The organism is Pedobacter petrophilus (assembly GCF_009674725.1).
Taxonomy (GTDB): Bacteria; Bacteroidota; Bacteroidia; order Sphingobacteriales; family Sphingobacteriaceae; genus Pedobacter; species Pedobacter petrophilus.
Genome location: NZ_WKKH01000007.1, coordinates 83,103 through 98,329, shown reverse-complemented (window position 1 = coordinate 98,329; position 15,227 = coordinate 83,103). Strand labels below are relative to the sequence as shown.

Sequence of the window (15,227 nt, the reverse complement as noted above, 5' to 3'; positions counted from 1 at the left end):
AAATTCTAATTCAGTAGATTTGAATCCTTATCAGCAATATTTTTTACGTCCCCAAAGAACAAAGTACAACACCTAACCAATGAAAAGAATTATCACATTTTTCACTATTCTTTTATTTTCCTTCAATACTTACGCACAGGAGAGCTTTATTGGGAATATTAATTATATGCTTCTGGAGAAGTATGTTGAATTGGCCAAACAAAACTACCCTAAAAGAAAAATGTACAAAGCCAGCGAATTAAGTGCTAAAGCTAAAGTTGGAGTAGCCAGAGCTACTTACCTGGATGCGTTTACGGCCTCTTACAACTATAGTCCAACCAATGCTTCTAAAATAAACACAACCAATAACTATACGCTGAACGGCCTGCAACTTGGTATTTTTTTTAACATGGGGATAATATTCAGGACACCGGCATTTGTTAGGCAGGCAAAAGAAGAACATAATGAAAAGATTTACCAGGCCCAGGAGTACGACATTTTACTGGCTTCCGAAGTAAAGAAAACCTATTACGAATATTTACACGAAGCTGCAGATTTGAAAGTTAAGGCGCAAACGTATACCGATAACAAAGCGGCGAGTGACGGGCTCAGGTATAAATTTGAGAAAGGTGAGGCTAGTCTGGATGATTACACTAAAGCAAAGACGATAGCTTCCTATGCTAATTCAGAGCGATTATTGGCAGAGCTTAATTTATTAAAAGCTAAAGATTCCCTCGAAGCATTAATTGGTGTACCCTTAGAGAACGTGAAATAAGCAATTATGAATATTCAAGAATTTTTAAATCTGACGCGAAAATACAAGTGGCTGATCATTTCAGTCCCTGCCCTGACGCTGATAATCACTTTTTTCTTTATTAAAAATCTCCCGAAAGAATATAAATCTGAAGCAAAGATTTCTACAGGTTTGTTAGACCCATCCCGGCAGGTTGCAAACGAATTACAAGGTTATTCAGGTCCGGATGTTATTATAAAACTGAACCAACAGTTTACCACGATTATCGATGTAATGAAAATGCCGAAGAACATGAGCATTTTGTCTTACAGGTTGATCTTACACGACCTTAAAAATCCAACGGCACCCTTTAAGCCGTTAAGTGATAATCTTAAAAACCTAAATAATGCTCAAAGGCAAGAGGCTATAAATTTGTTCGAGAGCAGACTGATTAAAAGAGAAGCGTTAACACCGCTGGATAATGGTAAGCCGATGCTTTATGATCTTGTGATGTCTATGGGCTATGATGCAGAAAGCCTTAACAGGAAACTGAGTATTAACCACGAGCAAAACAGCGATTTTATTTCCGTAGATTTTTTGTCTCCGAACACTTTGCTTTCTGTTTTTGTGGTAAATACCCTCTCCAGCGATTTTATCAATAATTACAGTTTAGATCAGATCAACAATAAAAATACATCCATCCTGGTGCTGGATTCGCTCCTGAAGAAAAAGGAAGCCATCATGAATGAACGGATTTTGCAGCTGAAAGATTATAAAATTAAAAACGGCGTATTAAACCTCGATAAGCAATCACAAATCATTTATCAGCAAATTACCGATAATGAGAATAAAAAGAGCCAGGCGCTAATTGATAAGCAGGCTGCGCTGGCTGCATTAAAAAGTGTAAACAATAAATTAGACGGCAGATACATTGACAAGTATCTTGGGGCAGAAACAATCGTCGATAATCAGGATATTATCAATTTAAAAAATAAAATCGAGGCTGCAGAAAATATTTATCTGGACGGAGGCTATAAAGCTACGGATAAAAAGAAAGTAGATTCGTTGCAGCTTTTACTAAGCGCAAAACTATTGAAATCAAATGACCGGTACGTGAGCGACCCGCTCATCGCTAAACAAACGCTGGTTCAACGACGCATCTCCATAGGCATAGAATTAGAACAAACAACAGCAGGCATAAAAGATATTGACCGCGAACTGGATAAATTAAATGCAAAATTTACCGGGATGGTTCCATTTGATGCGGGAGTTCAAAACTTTGAACGCAATGCCGATGTAGCGACCAAAGAATATCTTGAGATATTAAGCCGATATAATCAAACCAGCCTGGATAAAAATATTGGTTTGCGGTTACAACTGGTACAGGAAGGCGTGCCAACCAGACCGGAATCGTCTAAAAAACCATTGTACCTGGCATTGAGTGTTGCTGCCAGCTTCGCGATTTGTTTCTTTCTGTTATTTATGATTTACTTTTTAGATCATTCTATTAACGATGCAAAAGAGTTAAAGGCAGCCACTAAAGGCAAAGTGATTGGTGAATTGAATTCCATTAAACCTAAAAACAGAGATATCAGGAAAGTGTGGCTGGAGGAACATCCCGAGGAGGAAATTTCCCTATTCAAAGATCAAATGCGGGCGCTTCGCTTTGAAATTGATCATCTGCTTGCTGTGGGGAACCAAAAAGTTTTAGGCATCACAAGTATAAAATCATCGAAATCTCCAATCTTCACACTCCTCAGCTTAACTTACTCGTTCGCTTCGCTGGGCAAAAAAATCTTGTTGATTGGTGATGCTGAAATAGCAATTGAACTGGAAAAATTAAAGATCCCTACTCATCAATCCATTGGGAATGTTCTGGCAGGATCACCAGTTGTAGCAGATCAGTCTGTTACTTTTTTAAGCAATAATTTAGGGGGTAAATCACTGCTGGAGAAGGGCCATCAGGAAGGTATTGATCAGATCTTTAATGCATTTAATGTACAGTTTGATTTAATCCTGGTGTATTTAGATCCGGTTGATAGTTTATCAGCCGTTAAAGAATGGATCTTTTTTACAGATCGTTACATCGCTTTATTTATGGCCGGCGATTCCATTGATGGCCAGGAACTGGAAAAACTTGTACAGCTAAATGAAGATCAGAAGTTTACAGGATGGGTTATTAGCGGCGTTAAAGCTTAACAAGCAGGTCAGATGCTTCAAAAACTGAACACCTATATCATCGATCATAAAAAAAAGATCATCTTTTTTATGATCTCCGCGTGCCTCTCCATACTGGTTGCAGGTTCCATTAGCAAATTCGGATTTTTAGGGCCTTTGTGCGCGGTAGCTGTAGCAGTGGCAGGTGCATTTTTAATTTCTGCTTTTAAAGACCCTAAACTTGCCTTTTGGGTCTATTTTGCCTATTGCTTTCTGTTAGGTTTTTTAGTTAAAGCTTTCCTCCAGATTCCGGTGGGCCTTGCATTGGAAGCAATATTACTGCTCACCTGGTGCAGCATCCTGATTAATATGGACAAATTCAACTGGCAAAATTTAAAAAATGACCATGTTTTATTATCCGTAGTCTGGTTTGGCATTAGTTTGCTGCAAATATTAAATCCTTACGGTGGAAGCATGGTGGCCTGGTTTAACGAACTCAGGTTTGTAGCATTAAGCTGGTTACTCATCGCACCATTGGTATTTTTAATATTTAACAGCCGTGCAGACTTAAACCGGTTTATTATCTTCATTCTGCTTTTCTCCTCACTGGCCTGCTTATATGGCGCAAAACAACTTTATTTTGGGCTGACCCGTGGCGAACAAGAGTGGATGGGGATGGGTAATGAGGTTACCCATATGATAAAAGGTAAACTCCGGGTGTTTTCCATTTATTCTGATGCCGGTCAGTTTGGTGCCTCACAAGCCATCATGGCGGCTATTTCTTTAGCCCTGCTGATGGGTCCATTCAGCTTGGGCAAAAAAATAATTTTCGGTTTAGCCACCCTGGTATTTCTTTATGGAATGGCCATTTCAGGAACCCGGGGAGCACTGTTCGCCCTGGCAGCAGGCGTGGCATCTGCTTTATTTTTAAGTAAAAATTTTAAAGTGTTACTGGTGGGCGTTCTTTTTTGCGCAAGTGGTTTCATCATATTAAAATATACAACCATCGGGGAAAATATATTTCAGGTTAGTCGTTTACGTAGTGCATTAAATCCGGCAGATGCCTCTTTCAAAGTGCGGTTGGATAACCAGGTTAAACTAAAATCAATATTGAAAGATTTGCCTTTTGGTGCTGGTTTAGGGATGAGTGGGATGAATGGAACCACTTATAATGGCGATAAACCCATAGCCAACATCCAGCCAGACAGCTATTGGGTAAAGATTTGGGTAATGTATGGAATCGTTGGCCTCATCATCTGGTTTGCCTTTACCTCGTATATTATCGGTAAATGCAGTGGCATTGTGTGGAAGATTCAGGACCCCAAGTTAAAGGCAAAGATGAATGCCCTTACTGCCGGAACGATCGCCTGTTTTATTTGTAGTTATGGTAACGAAGTCATGAATGGAATGCCTTCTTCGGTAATTATGTTTATGTCATGGTCGTTTGTGTATATTGCACCATGGCTCGATAACAAGCTAAAACAAACTGAATTTGATGGAACTGATCATAATTAACATTCTAAATATATTATTTTGGATTTTAGGCATTTACCTGCTTTTAAATTGTTTGTATTTAGCCTTTTTCGCCATCGCAGGTTTATTTGCATTGCCCAAAACGCAAAAAAATGCCAGTGAATATAAAAAGATTGCACTGCTCTTCCCAACCTATCGGGAAAACAGTGTCATTATAGAAAGTGTAAAATCAGCATTAAAACACCAATATAACGGCCTGTTTGAAGTGGTGGTTATTGCAGATGGCTTACAGCCCGAAACCAATGTTACTTTAACAAAATTGGGCGCCAAAGTAATTGAAGTTTTTTTTGAGAAAAGCACCAAAGGTAAGGCGCTTCACTTTGCCATGGAAAGGCTTAAAGATCAGGGTTTCGATATTGCGATGGTATTAGATGTTGATAATGTACTCGGGATAGATTGTTTAAATTACATTAACAGCTCCTATCAACAAGGAAACAAAGTTATTCAGGTACACCGGACAGCTAAAGATGTAGACACCAGCTTTGCCTTTTTAGATGCCTGTAACGAAGAAGTAAATAACCAGATTTATCGCAAAGGCCATGCGGTTATGGGCTTATCGGCAACGCTGATCGGATCGGGTATGGCTTTTGACTTTCCGTATTTTCATAAATTATTAGGCGATATCGGCGAAACGGTTGGTGAGGATAAAAAACTGGATTTTATTATTGCCAAAGATAAAATCAAAGTAGCTTATTTAAATGATGTGTTTGTTTACGATGAAAAAGTAGATAATGCCCAGGTGTTTACCAACCAGCGCACCAGGTGGATTGCCTCGCAAATAGAGTTCCTGAAAACATATGCCCTGGAAGGATTGGTAAAATTATTTCAGGGAAACATAGGGTTTTTTAATAAAACATTGCAAACCTTTCTGGTACCCAGGATATTGTTGCTGGCATTGTTGTTTATAATGGCCATTCAAGCCTATTTTAACCCTGTCGGACCAGGCAAAGTATTCTGGACAACTTTATTCCTGAGTATTTGCTTCACCTTGTTAATTGCCATACCAAAAAAATTCTACGTAGATAAAAGACTTTATTTAGCCGTTTTACAAATCCCAAGGGCAATGATCGGAATGGTCATCGCATTATTCAGCATTGGTAAGGCTAAAAAATCTTTTATGGTAACTCCACATCATAATAAAACAGTTAACAACAACTAACCATGCCAGTAGAGCTGCTCGCCGTTATAGGTATCCTGTTTGGAATCATCGGTTTTATTAAAGGGGTAAACACCTCAAAACATACCATAAAAAAGTAGGAAATGTCGATTTTAAACAACAGAGACATTATTGTAGTGGGCCAACAACCCTGGGATACTGCTATTGGCAGTAACTGCAAGGATCTGGCACTGGAATTTAGCAAAAATAACCGCGTATTGTATATCAATGCACCACTGGACAGAAGGACAAGTTTTCAGCAAAAAGATGCCGAAACGGTTAAAAAACGTTTGCGAATCATTGCGGGAAAAGAAGAGGGTCTTGAACAGGTATCGCCGAATTTGTGGGTTTATTACCCCAAAATAATAGTCGAATCCATTAACTGGATTAAAATCGTCCCCCTCTTTCGCTGGCTAAATAAACTAAACAATCAGAAATTTGCCAGAGATATCAATTTTGCATCAAGGAAATTGAACTTTGAAAATTTCATATTATTTAATGATAATGATATTTTCAGGAGTTTTCATCTAAAAGAACTTTTAAATCCAGCGCTCAGTGTTTATTATTCCAGAGACTATATTATTGCTACCCCCTATTGGCAGTATCATGGCAAATACTTAGAGCCTCGGTTGATTGAAAAAAGTGATCTCTGCGTAGCAAATTCCGTTTTCCTGGCTAATTATTGCAGGAAATATAATCCTAATTCTTTTTATGTTGGACAGGGTTGTGATTTCACGCTCTTTAGAAATGATGTTCATATCCCTATACCCGAAGACCTTTCCACAATTAAAGGCCCGATACTGGGATATGTAGGTGCCATATTATCCATCAGACTTGATGAAGAAATTCTGTTACACCTGGCAAAAGAACGGCCAGACTGGAGCATTGTATTGGTTGGACCAGAGGATGATGATTTCAAAAAAAGTGAACTCCATCATATGGGCAATGTACACTTTTTAGGAAGCAAAAAGACTGAAACCTTAGCGGCGTACATTAATGGCTTTGATGTGTGTTTAAATCCGCAAACGATAAATCCGCTTACCATTGGTAACTACCCTCGTAAAATCGATGAATATCTGGCGATGGGTAAACCCGCTATAGCTACCAAAACGGAGGCAATGAGCATTTTTGAGCATCATGTGTACCTGGCAGAAACGAAGGAAGACTATGTGGCATTAGCAGAAAAGGCATTGGCAGAAAACAGCGAAGATATATCCCGTGAGCGGGTTAACTTTGCACATACCCATACCTGGGAAGAAAATGTAGCGCAGATTTACAAAGCAATTAATGAGGTGTCGAATAGCGTTACCGGGGATAAAAGTTAACATAAATATTTATAGAACGAATGCCTACCACTTCCATTATAACTGTCAATTTTCATCAGGCAGCAGTAACGATCGCATTACTCGAATCCATCGATAAATATTATGACGGAAAAAATGTGGAAGTCATCATTGTGGATAACGGAGCGGAACAAAACCAGGAAGAGATCTTTTCTTCCCATTTTGGAAATATTAAATATATCCAGTCCAGAGAAAACTTAGGCTTTGCCGGTGGTAATAATTTAGGAATTAAACAGGCAAGTGGCGATTATATCTTTTTGTTAAATAATGATACCGAATTACCTGCTGGTTGTATCGAAAGCCTGTGCGCTGAATTTGAAAAAAATGAAAACATAGGACTTTTATCTCCATTATTACTGTATTTCGACAGAAAAGACGTGATTCAATATGCAGGTTTTACCCCTGTAAATTACCTCACTGGCAGAAATGCAACCATTGGAGAATTAGACCACAATGAAGGGCAATATGCTGATAAAAGTTATCAAACAGGATATTGCCATGGTGCTGCAGTAATGTGCCGCAAAGTAGATTTGCTAAAAGCCGGATTAATGGACGAAAACTATTTTCTGTATTACGAAGAGCTGGACTGGTGTGAAAAATTTAAAAAAACAGGTAAGCAAATCTGGTTTACAGGTAAAACCCACGTGTACCATAAAGAATCAATAAGTGTAGGTTTGCAGAGCCCCATGAAGATCTATTTCCACACCCGCAACAGGATGCTCTTCATTAGAAAGAATACAGGTTGGATGAATACCATTTTCTTTTCCATCTACTATACTTTCATTGCTTGTCCGAAGGCGGTGTTTAAATTCATTTTCAACCATCAATCGCATTTGGCAAAATGGGTAATCAAAGGCCTGTTATGGAATTATACCCATGGTAAAGAGAGCAAAATTTTAGGATTTAAACTGCGCCCATAAATTCTATCTACCGCAGCCTTTTCAAAATGGTTAAAACTGCATATTTGCTAAAATGATACAGAGACTTTACCAGGCCTAATTTTTCACTTTCTCTCAAAATCTTCCAGGTTTTTACAACAGCCTTCAGTTTATTGGATGAAAGCGAATCCTTCCTGATTCTGTATAAAGCCAGCGGTTCATTAATCCCGTATCCCAACTTACATTTTTTAAATAATTGAAGAAAGAAAATCCAGTCTTCATGCCCCGCCGGTGAAAATTCTAAATTGCCAATCACACTTTTTAAAACCATCGAGGTTGAAAATATAATCATATTGTGAGATAGTAATTGTTCGTAACCAACACTAAAGGGAGCCGGAGTTACCCCTGAGATTGTCACGCCATCCTCGTTAATCCGGTTATAGGCGCAAAAAGTCATGGCCAACTTTTTATCTTCCATATAAGCCACCTGCCGGCTTAGTTTGTTTTCCAGCCAGATATCATCACTATCCAGAAACGCGATATACTTACCGCTGGCTTTTGTCATCCCAAGATTTCTCGCATTCGAAACCCCCATATTTTTCTGCAAAGGAATAAATTGCACGTTGCTATACTTGCGGGCAAATTTTTCTACGATTGTAGAGGTATCATCTGTTGATTGATCATCGATAATAATTAATTCCCATGACGGATAATCCTGGGCAACGATTGAATTCAGGGTCGCCGTAATAAACTTAGCAGAATTATGGCAGGGTACAATAATCGATACGAGTGGTTCCAATTTGATTTGTTTTAAAATCTGATGCGTGAGGACTAAAATATAAAATTATTACAGACCTTTTAAGCTTCCGTAAAATTTAAATAAAAACCAGTACTTTAGTCAAGCTTTTTATATGGATAGAAGACGTTTTGTAATCAACCTGGTTTCCAATCTTTTTAGTGCCCTTTCCGGTATAGGAATTTCGTTCTTTTTAACCCCATATATTGTAGCGCATTTGGGTAAAGAGGCTTATGGCTTTTTTCCATTAACCAATAACTTCATCATGTATGCAGGTATTGTTACCACTGCGCTAAACTCGATGTCGAGCCGGTACATTACCATAAGTTTAGAAAAAAAGGAAATCAAGGAAGTAAATACCTATTTCAATTCGATTCTGTTTGGAAATTTATTAATTTCTTTCTTTTTCATCCTGGTGAGCGCATTATTTTGCTATTTCATCAGTAACATCCTCGACATCCCGACCCGCCTGTTTGCCGATGTAAAGTTGCTTTTCATTTTCATGTTCATCAGTTTGATCATCAATGTCTCTTCAGCTGTTTTTTCCGTAACGGCATTTGCACTGAATAGATTTGACAGGTTAGCCTATATTAATATTGCTTCAAATATCATAAAACTGGCCATAATTATTCTGTTGTTTTATTTTTTCACGCCAAAGATTTACTTTCTGGGGTTGGTTACAGCCATTCTATCACTTTATACGCTGATCGCAAATTACAGGCTTACCAAAAAACTGTTGCCTGAAATAGTGATCGATTGGTCTTTCTTTTCCAAAAGCACACTATCCGTGGTTGTTGGTGCAGGAATCTGGAACTCCATTATGGCACTCTCGAATGTAATCAATACGCAACTTGATTTACTGATTGCCAATCATTTTTTTGGAGCATCTGGTATGGGTTTTTTATCCCTCACTAAATTTATCCCGAATGCTATATATATCCTTCTCGGGATCATCGTACCTATATTTTTACCGGAGATGTTTAAGGCTTATGCCCGAAATGACATGGAAAAATTAAAACACACTTTAGATCAGTCGTTTAAAGCCATATTCCTCGTGGTTTTAGTCCCGCTAGCTGTCTTTTTTATTTATGGTGAAGACTTTTTTCATTTGTGGTTACCAACTCAAGATGCCAGAGGGCTGCATATTCTTTCGATTATTACGCTTGTTCCCTTTATCGTTCATGGAACGGTTGAAACGGTTTATCATGTTTTTGTAATCACCAATAAATTAAAAATGGCATCTGTGTGGGGCATTTTCATCTCCGTTTTAAATTATGTTTTAGTGATTCTGTTATGCCTGTACAGTAATTTAGGTGTATATGCCATACCTGTTGCAGCCTTAATTAGCGGTGTATTCAGCCACCTTACTTTTACCCCATTATATGCCGCCTACTGCCTGGAAGAAAAGCGATGGTACTTTTTTGTTAAAATGATTAAAGGGCTTGCCGGATTTATATTACTCTTATTGCTTGCCTATTGCTGGAAAAGACTAAATCTGTTTACGATTGATTCCTGGATTACCTTTTTAACCAATAGTTTAATCATCGGCTTAATCCTTTTGGTAGTCTCTTTATTTATGAAGTTTGAACATAGCGAGTTGTACGAAGGTTATAAAAAGATTAAAAAGAGAGTTACGCGATGATACCGAAAATTATACACTACTGCTGGTTTGGAAGAGGAGAAATGCCGGATCTGGTATTAAAGTGCCTTGCCTCCTGGAATCAATATCTTCCGGAATATGAAATTGTAGTATGGAATGAGGAAAATTTTGATGTGAATCAGTATCAATACGCCCGCGAAGCCTATCATGAACGTAAGTTTGCCTTCGTCTCCGATGTTTGCCGGTTATATGCCCTTAAAACGATTGGCGGTATTTACCTGGATACAGACGTAGAATTTCTTAAACCACTCGATAAGGCTATAGTGGAGCATATTGCTTTTACAGGATTCGAAGATAACTTATTACTATCGTCGGCCATTATGGGAAGCATTAAGGGGAGCCAGTGGATTGATGATTTACTCTCCTATTATCACAACAGAAGCTTTTACCTGGCAAATGGCGGGTTAGATCTCCATCCCAATACAGAGAGTATAACGGCGTTTATGAAAGCGCAAAAATCACTCAAAACAGATAATACTTTACAAGTCATCGATAACTATTGTACGATTTATCCAAGTGATTATTTCAGTCCTAAAAGCTGGAAAACACTAAAAATAAATATCACTGAAAATACTTACAGTATCCATCATTTTGCAGCCTCCTGGCTTCAGCATTCCAATTATAGCCCTATGGGCAAATTAGCGAACTTATTACTGGGAAAAAGAATTTCCGATTTTTTAGCTAAATACTATAGAAATTTTAAGCGTTAAGGATTGGAAACAAGTGATAAACCAGGCCCATTAGTTTAGTTATTCGTTTCGTGCTTTGATCTCTAACTGAAGCTCCCTGATCACTTCATCAAGAATCCTGTTCACATCGTCAATCATCGGGATCAGTTCCTCTTTACTGCCATCTTCATCGCTCAGCGATTCAATGCTCCTGATGGTACGTTGAATCGATTTGATTTCCAGATGATCAATAGTAGATTTTAACTTGTGTGCCAGTTTTGACACCTGGGGAAGATCACCTTGCTGAAAGGAAGCATTCAGATTAGTTAAGGCATCAGGCACCTGTTCGCAAAACATCTCAATCATTCGGGTTACAAAATCTTCCCTCCCCTTACTGATTACCCTCAAGCCAGCTAAACTATATAATGGCTCAATAAATTCAGGCTCAGGAGTATAAACTGGTTTCTTCTTTATCCAACTGTCAATCACATCGATAAGATGTTCTTCATTAATAGGTTTGGTAAGATAATCATCCATGCCGGCAGCCAGGCACTTTTCTCTTTCTCCCGGAACAACAGAAGCCGTTAGTGCGATGATCGTGCCAGCGTATCCCTGTAATCTTAACATTTTGGTCGTTTCATATCCATCAAGTACCGGCATCTGGATATCCATCAGAATGATATCATATACATCTTCCTTAGCCATATCCAGCGCAATCTGTCCATCCTCAGCATTTAACACCTGCGAGCCATAACTTAATAATATGGTACTGGCAACCAGCCTGTTCGTTTCATTATCATCAACAATAAGGATTTTCCGCCCTTCAAATAACTCCTCATTGTAACCCGTTTTTGCCACTTTCGGGAGGTCAGTATCCAGTCCTTTCCCGAGTTTAATCACAAAAGAAATTGCTGACCCCACTCCTTTTTCACTTTCCACCTTGAAATGTCCGCCCATTTGATCTACCAGTTTTTTGGAGATACTCATCCCCAAGCCTGTACCTCCATATTCACGGGATACAGATTCGTGCTCCTGGCTGAAAGTATCGAAAAGACGGTTTACAAATTCAGGATCCATTCCAATTCCGGTATCTGTCACTAAAATATCAATTTCCTGGCTATCTTTCTCCTCTTTTAAAACGGTAGCGGTTAAGCGGACTGATCCTTTTGCGGTAAATTTAATGGCGTTGCTCATCAGGTTCCATACCACCTGGTTAATTCTATGCGGATCGCCCATTAGTACCGGAGAGATATTCTGACTTTCAGGAAGAATACAGCTAATTTCTAATCCCTTTTTCTGGGCTTTATGGCTGATTACCTGCATAACATCAGAAAGAACGCCAGAGAGATCAAAACCAATATGTTCCAGGTTCAGTTTTCCGGCATTAATTTTTGAGAGATCTAAAATATCATTAATAATCACCAAAAGGGCTTTTGATGCGGTTTGTATCGTTTGGTTGTAATAATCCTGTTCGTCGGTAAGCGTAGTTTTTGCAAGCTCATTGGCCATGCTGATAATCGCATTCATTGGCGTTCTGATTTCATGGCTCATGTTTGCCAAAAACATTTCCTTTACATCTGATGTTTTTTCCGCATCTGTTTCTGCGGTGAGGTTTGGCGAAGTCTGCTGATTATTTTTCAACAGAAACTTTTCCCCGGCAAATAGAAACGATTTTTCAAATCCGAACTCCTCCCACTTCCCCGTAACAGCACCGGCTCCACCTTTTGGACTAATATTTATACCAATGCCAAAATTTTGTGAATCAAAAATGTCTTTCTCATCAGATTGCTCAAAATGATCAAAAAAATTTCCTCCAATACAATCACCGCAAACATTTTTCAATAGCGCTCCCATATGAGTGATGTTCATATTGGGATCCAACAAAATGAAGTAAGGAAAAAGCCTGTTTAATTGTACAGTACCGAGGGATAAAAAATTGGTTTCCATTAATCTGATGGTCTTAATCTGTTTAAATTTATAAAAAAACCCATAAAATCAGAATTTAAAAGACCATAATTATATAATACCGTACCTATAATCATTTTATTGATTATACTTAGATTAAATTATGTGGTTTTGCAGGCATTTAGATGAATGTTTACCTAAAAATATTCATTCCGGTCTTCCTTTTGTTCATTCTGATTCCTAAATAAACTGATTGACAGGCCTCATGAATTAAACAGGCAATAATGCGCTTTCAAAAAGCTATTCTTTTATGTCTTTTAAAAAATACTGATTAACTGAGTTCTGTTAAAAACTATGCTCCATATACTACTTTTACCGCTTTAATAACCAAGCAAATAACAAGGCAGGTCATGATTATGAAAACATTACAAAATTACTACTCCCTAAAGGAATAACACAAAGATGGACTACTTATTTTTTCTTATTATTGTAATTGACCAGTAAACATTTATAAGATGTCCGGGATTTGAAATGTATTTATTTATACGTTACACATTCAGGTAATTAAGATCGCTTTTGAATTAACTTAGTGTTACTACTATTTAACTTAAGTCTTTTGGCGTTTTTTGGTTAAATCTATAATACGTCGTCCCCAATGAGTAAAATTAACAATCCCCAGATACACATCCTCCTCGTTGAGGATGATGAATTCATGCAAGCTGTACTTGATGAGATTCTCAACGCAACCTATCGTATCGATATAAGACCTGACGGCCTGAGTGCATTGGCTTTTCTACAGGGTGGCAACATTCCAGACCTGATCATTTCAGACCTTAATACACCGAACATGAATGGTCTTGAATTAATACAGCAACTTAAAATAAGCGATTTCTTTCGTTCCCTTCCTATTATGATCTTATCTGGTGAAGAAAGTTCAGATAAACGTATTAAATGTCTGGATGCGGGTGCCGATGATTTTGTGGTGAAGCCCTTTAACCCGGCAGAATTAGAGGCGAGAATAAAAATGGTATTAAGACGAGCTGGAAAAAGTGTGATCTGATGGAAAAACATGATGGAACAGATCTTAATCTCCAGATCGTTGCCCTAATAGGCTTTGATGGGGATTTTTTGCATTCTTTTTTCGGGACTTGTGATTTTGAAGGCAGACAGCTGGTTCATTTTGAAAACGGGATGATACTGGTACAAGAATGGGAAGCTAAAACGCTAAACATAGCGGCTGTTATATCGAATAGTGAAATATTATCTAACGGTGGCCTTTCTTTGATAGAGACACTTAAAAACAGAAATCTGCCAGCGGTTCCTTTTTTTCTGGTATTAAGGTATTTCAATTCAAATTTAAGAATCCTGGCGCTTACCGCGGGGATTTCAGACGTATTCCGGCTCCCGATACAAAAAGACCGTTTGGAAGAACGTGTGCTTTTCTCAATCCGAAACTGGCCTTCACTCATTAAAGAACTGCCTGCTCAAACCAGATCAGTTTATCAGATTGGCCTGGCCAAGCGCATGTTCGATATATTTTTTGCCGGCATGGCACTCATCATTCTTTTTCCACTGCTCCTTTTGGTGGCGCTTTTCATCCGGCTGGAATCAAAAGGGCCGGTACTTTATTATTCTTTAAGAACAGGAACAGGCTTTAAGATATTCAGATTCTACAAATTCAGATCAATGTATATCAATGCTGATCAGAAAGTGAAAGACCTGATGCACCTTAACCAATATAATAATGAGGAGAAAAAGGAGCAGTTCAACCAGGTAAATCCGGTACTTTGTGAAACCTGTGCGCAAACGGGAAAATGCCAATATCCTATTTATGCAGATGGGGCAAAGTGGTGTGAGAAAGATGAGGTTTACCTCCACTCACAGAAAAACGGATCTGCTTTTTTTAAAATTACTAATGATCCCCGGATCACAAAGGTGGGTAATTTTATTAGAAACACGAGTATTGATGAATTACCACAGCTTTGGAACGTAATAAAAGGCGATATGAGCATTGTTGGCAACAGGCCTTTACCCATTTATGAAGCAGAAAAACTTACCACCGATAAATCCGTACTGAGGTTTGCCGCTCCGGCGGGATTAACAGGTTTATGGCAGGTAGAAAAACGTGGCAAAGGAAAAATGAGTGAAGAAGAACGTTTAATGTTAGATAATACCTATGCCAGGAACCAAAGTTTTACAAACGATATTAAGCTGATATTAAAAACAATACCAGCAATTTTTCAAAAAGAAAGTGTATAAACACTGGGTAACATGCAATAGAAAGACAAATATCTGTCAGACTTTCCTGTTGCAAATAGAATTAAGCCAGAAACCCGTAATTAAGCTATAACCTCAGAACAATCACTATCTCCTACCATATTGCAGGATTAAAAGATATTGAATTACGCCAAAAATTTGC

Annotated in this window: 12 protein-coding genes; 10 read left to right on the top strand and 2 right to left on the bottom strand. The window is 38.2% G+C overall.

The annotated features are described in order from the left end of the window. Positions 1-79: 79 nt before the first annotated feature. The 6 genes from GJU39_RS06585 (at position 80) to GJU39_RS06560 (ending at position 7,821) form a co-directional block, all read left to right on the top strand. Positions 80-754 carry a TolC family protein gene (locus tag GJU39_RS06585; RefSeq protein ID WP_154279904.1) on the top strand — a complete coding sequence of 225 codons (675 nt, stop codon included), beginning with the start codon at positions 80-82 and terminating at the stop codon, positions 752-754. A gap of 6 nt (positions 755-760) precedes the next feature. After that, entirely contained in the window at positions 761-2,911 is a 2,151-nt protein-coding gene (locus GJU39_RS06580; RefSeq protein WP_154279903.1) for a GumC family protein, read from the top strand. A gap of 12 nt (positions 2,912-2,923) precedes the next feature. Further along, positions 2,924-4,384 (top strand): O-antigen ligase family protein, encoded by a 1,461-nt coding sequence (locus tag GJU39_RS06575; RefSeq protein ID WP_154279902.1) that lies wholly within the window; start codon positions 2,924-2,926, stop codon positions 4,382-4,384. Beyond that, positions 4,365-5,561, top strand: coding sequence for a glycosyltransferase (locus GJU39_RS06570; protein ID WP_154279901.1), 1,197 nt, complete (start codon positions 4,365-4,367; stop codon positions 5,559-5,561). The genes GJU39_RS06575 and GJU39_RS06570 overlap by 20 nt, the downstream gene beginning before the upstream one ends. A gap of 101 nt (positions 5,562-5,662) precedes the next feature. Further along, positions 5,663-6,883, top strand: a complete 1,221-nt coding sequence (locus GJU39_RS06565) for a glycosyltransferase (RefSeq protein WP_154279900.1) — start codon at positions 5,663-5,665, stop codon at positions 6,881-6,883. Between the two features lie 20 nt (positions 6,884-6,903). Continuing rightward, positions 6,904-7,821: a glycosyltransferase family 2 protein gene (locus GJU39_RS06560; protein WP_154279899.1), complete on the top strand. Its 918-nt coding sequence runs from the start codon at positions 6,904-6,906 to the stop codon at positions 7,819-7,821. 7 nt (positions 7,822-7,828) lie between these two features. Here the strand turns inward: GJU39_RS06560 and GJU39_RS06555 are convergent, their stop codons facing one another. Then, on the bottom strand, positions 7,829-8,578 hold the full coding sequence (locus tag GJU39_RS06555) for a glycosyltransferase family 2 protein (protein WP_154279898.1): 750 nt from the start codon (positions 8,576-8,578) through the stop codon (positions 7,829-7,831). Positions 8,579-8,690: 112 nt separating this feature from the next. Here GJU39_RS06555 and GJU39_RS06550 point away from each other — a divergent pair, with 112 nt between their 5' ends. Continuing rightward, positions 8,691-10,217: a lipopolysaccharide biosynthesis protein gene (locus GJU39_RS06550; protein ID WP_154279897.1), complete on the top strand. Its 1,527-nt coding sequence runs from the start codon at positions 8,691-8,693 to the stop codon at positions 10,215-10,217. Continuing rightward, positions 10,214-10,945, top strand: coding sequence for a glycosyltransferase family 32 protein (locus GJU39_RS06545; RefSeq protein ID WP_154279896.1), 732 nt, complete (start codon positions 10,214-10,216; stop codon positions 10,943-10,945). The genes GJU39_RS06550 and GJU39_RS06545 overlap by 4 nt, the downstream gene beginning before the upstream one ends. Before the next feature lie 39 nt (positions 10,946-10,984). Here the strand turns inward: GJU39_RS06545 and GJU39_RS06540 are convergent, their stop codons facing one another. After that, positions 10,985-12,850 (bottom strand): hybrid sensor histidine kinase/response regulator, encoded by a 1,866-nt coding sequence (locus GJU39_RS06540; RefSeq protein WP_154279895.1) that lies wholly within the window; start codon positions 12,848-12,850, stop codon positions 10,985-10,987. 613 nt (positions 12,851-13,463) lie between these two features. Between GJU39_RS06540 and GJU39_RS06535 the strand changes: the two genes are divergently transcribed. Together GJU39_RS06535 and GJU39_RS23535 are read left to right on the top strand one after the other, a co-directional pair. Next, a complete protein-coding gene (locus tag GJU39_RS06535; protein ID WP_154279894.1) occupies positions 13,464-13,868 on the top strand; it encodes a response regulator transcription factor in 405 nt (134 codons plus the stop codon). Beyond that, a complete protein-coding gene (locus GJU39_RS23535; RefSeq protein ID WP_209437598.1) occupies positions 13,868-15,067 on the top strand; it encodes a sugar transferase in 1,200 nt (399 codons plus the stop codon). The genes GJU39_RS06535 and GJU39_RS23535 overlap by 1 nt, the downstream gene beginning before the upstream one ends. Positions 15,068-15,227: the final 160 nt, after the last annotated feature.

Bases quoted from the DNA above. Each gene is read 5' to 3' on its own strand.
- GJU39_RS06585 (WP_154279904.1), top strand. From the start codon at position 80: ATGAAAAGAATTATCACATTTTTCACTATTCTTTTATTTTCCTTCAAT.
- GJU39_RS06580 (WP_154279903.1), top strand. From the start codon at position 761: ATGAATATTCAAGAATTTTTAAATCTGACGCGAAAATACAAGTGGCTG.
- GJU39_RS06575 (WP_154279902.1), top strand. From the start codon at position 2,924: ATGCTTCAAAAACTGAACACCTATATCATCGATCATAAAAAAAAGATC.
- GJU39_RS06570 (WP_154279901.1), top strand. From the start codon at position 4,365: ATGGAACTGATCATAATTAACATTCTAAATATATTATTTTGGATTTTA.
- GJU39_RS06565 (WP_154279900.1), top strand. From the start codon at position 5,663: ATGTCGATTTTAAACAACAGAGACATTATTGTAGTGGGCCAACAACCC.
- GJU39_RS06560 (WP_154279899.1), top strand. From the start codon at position 6,904: ATGCCTACCACTTCCATTATAACTGTCAATTTTCATCAGGCAGCAGTA.
- GJU39_RS06550 (WP_154279897.1), top strand. From the start codon at position 8,691: ATGGATAGAAGACGTTTTGTAATCAACCTGGTTTCCAATCTTTTTAGT.
- GJU39_RS06545 (WP_154279896.1), top strand. From the start codon at position 10,214: ATGATACCGAAAATTATACACTACTGCTGGTTTGGAAGAGGAGAAATG.
- GJU39_RS06540 (WP_154279895.1), bottom strand. From the start codon at position 12,850: ATGGAAACCAATTTTTTATCCCTCGGTACTGTACAATTAAACAGGCTT.
- GJU39_RS06535 (WP_154279894.1), top strand. From the start codon at position 13,464: ATGAGTAAAATTAACAATCCCCAGATACACATCCTCCTCGTTGAGGAT.
- GJU39_RS23535 (WP_209437598.1), top strand. From the start codon at position 13,868: ATGGAAAAACATGATGGAACAGATCTTAATCTCCAGATCGTTGCCCTA.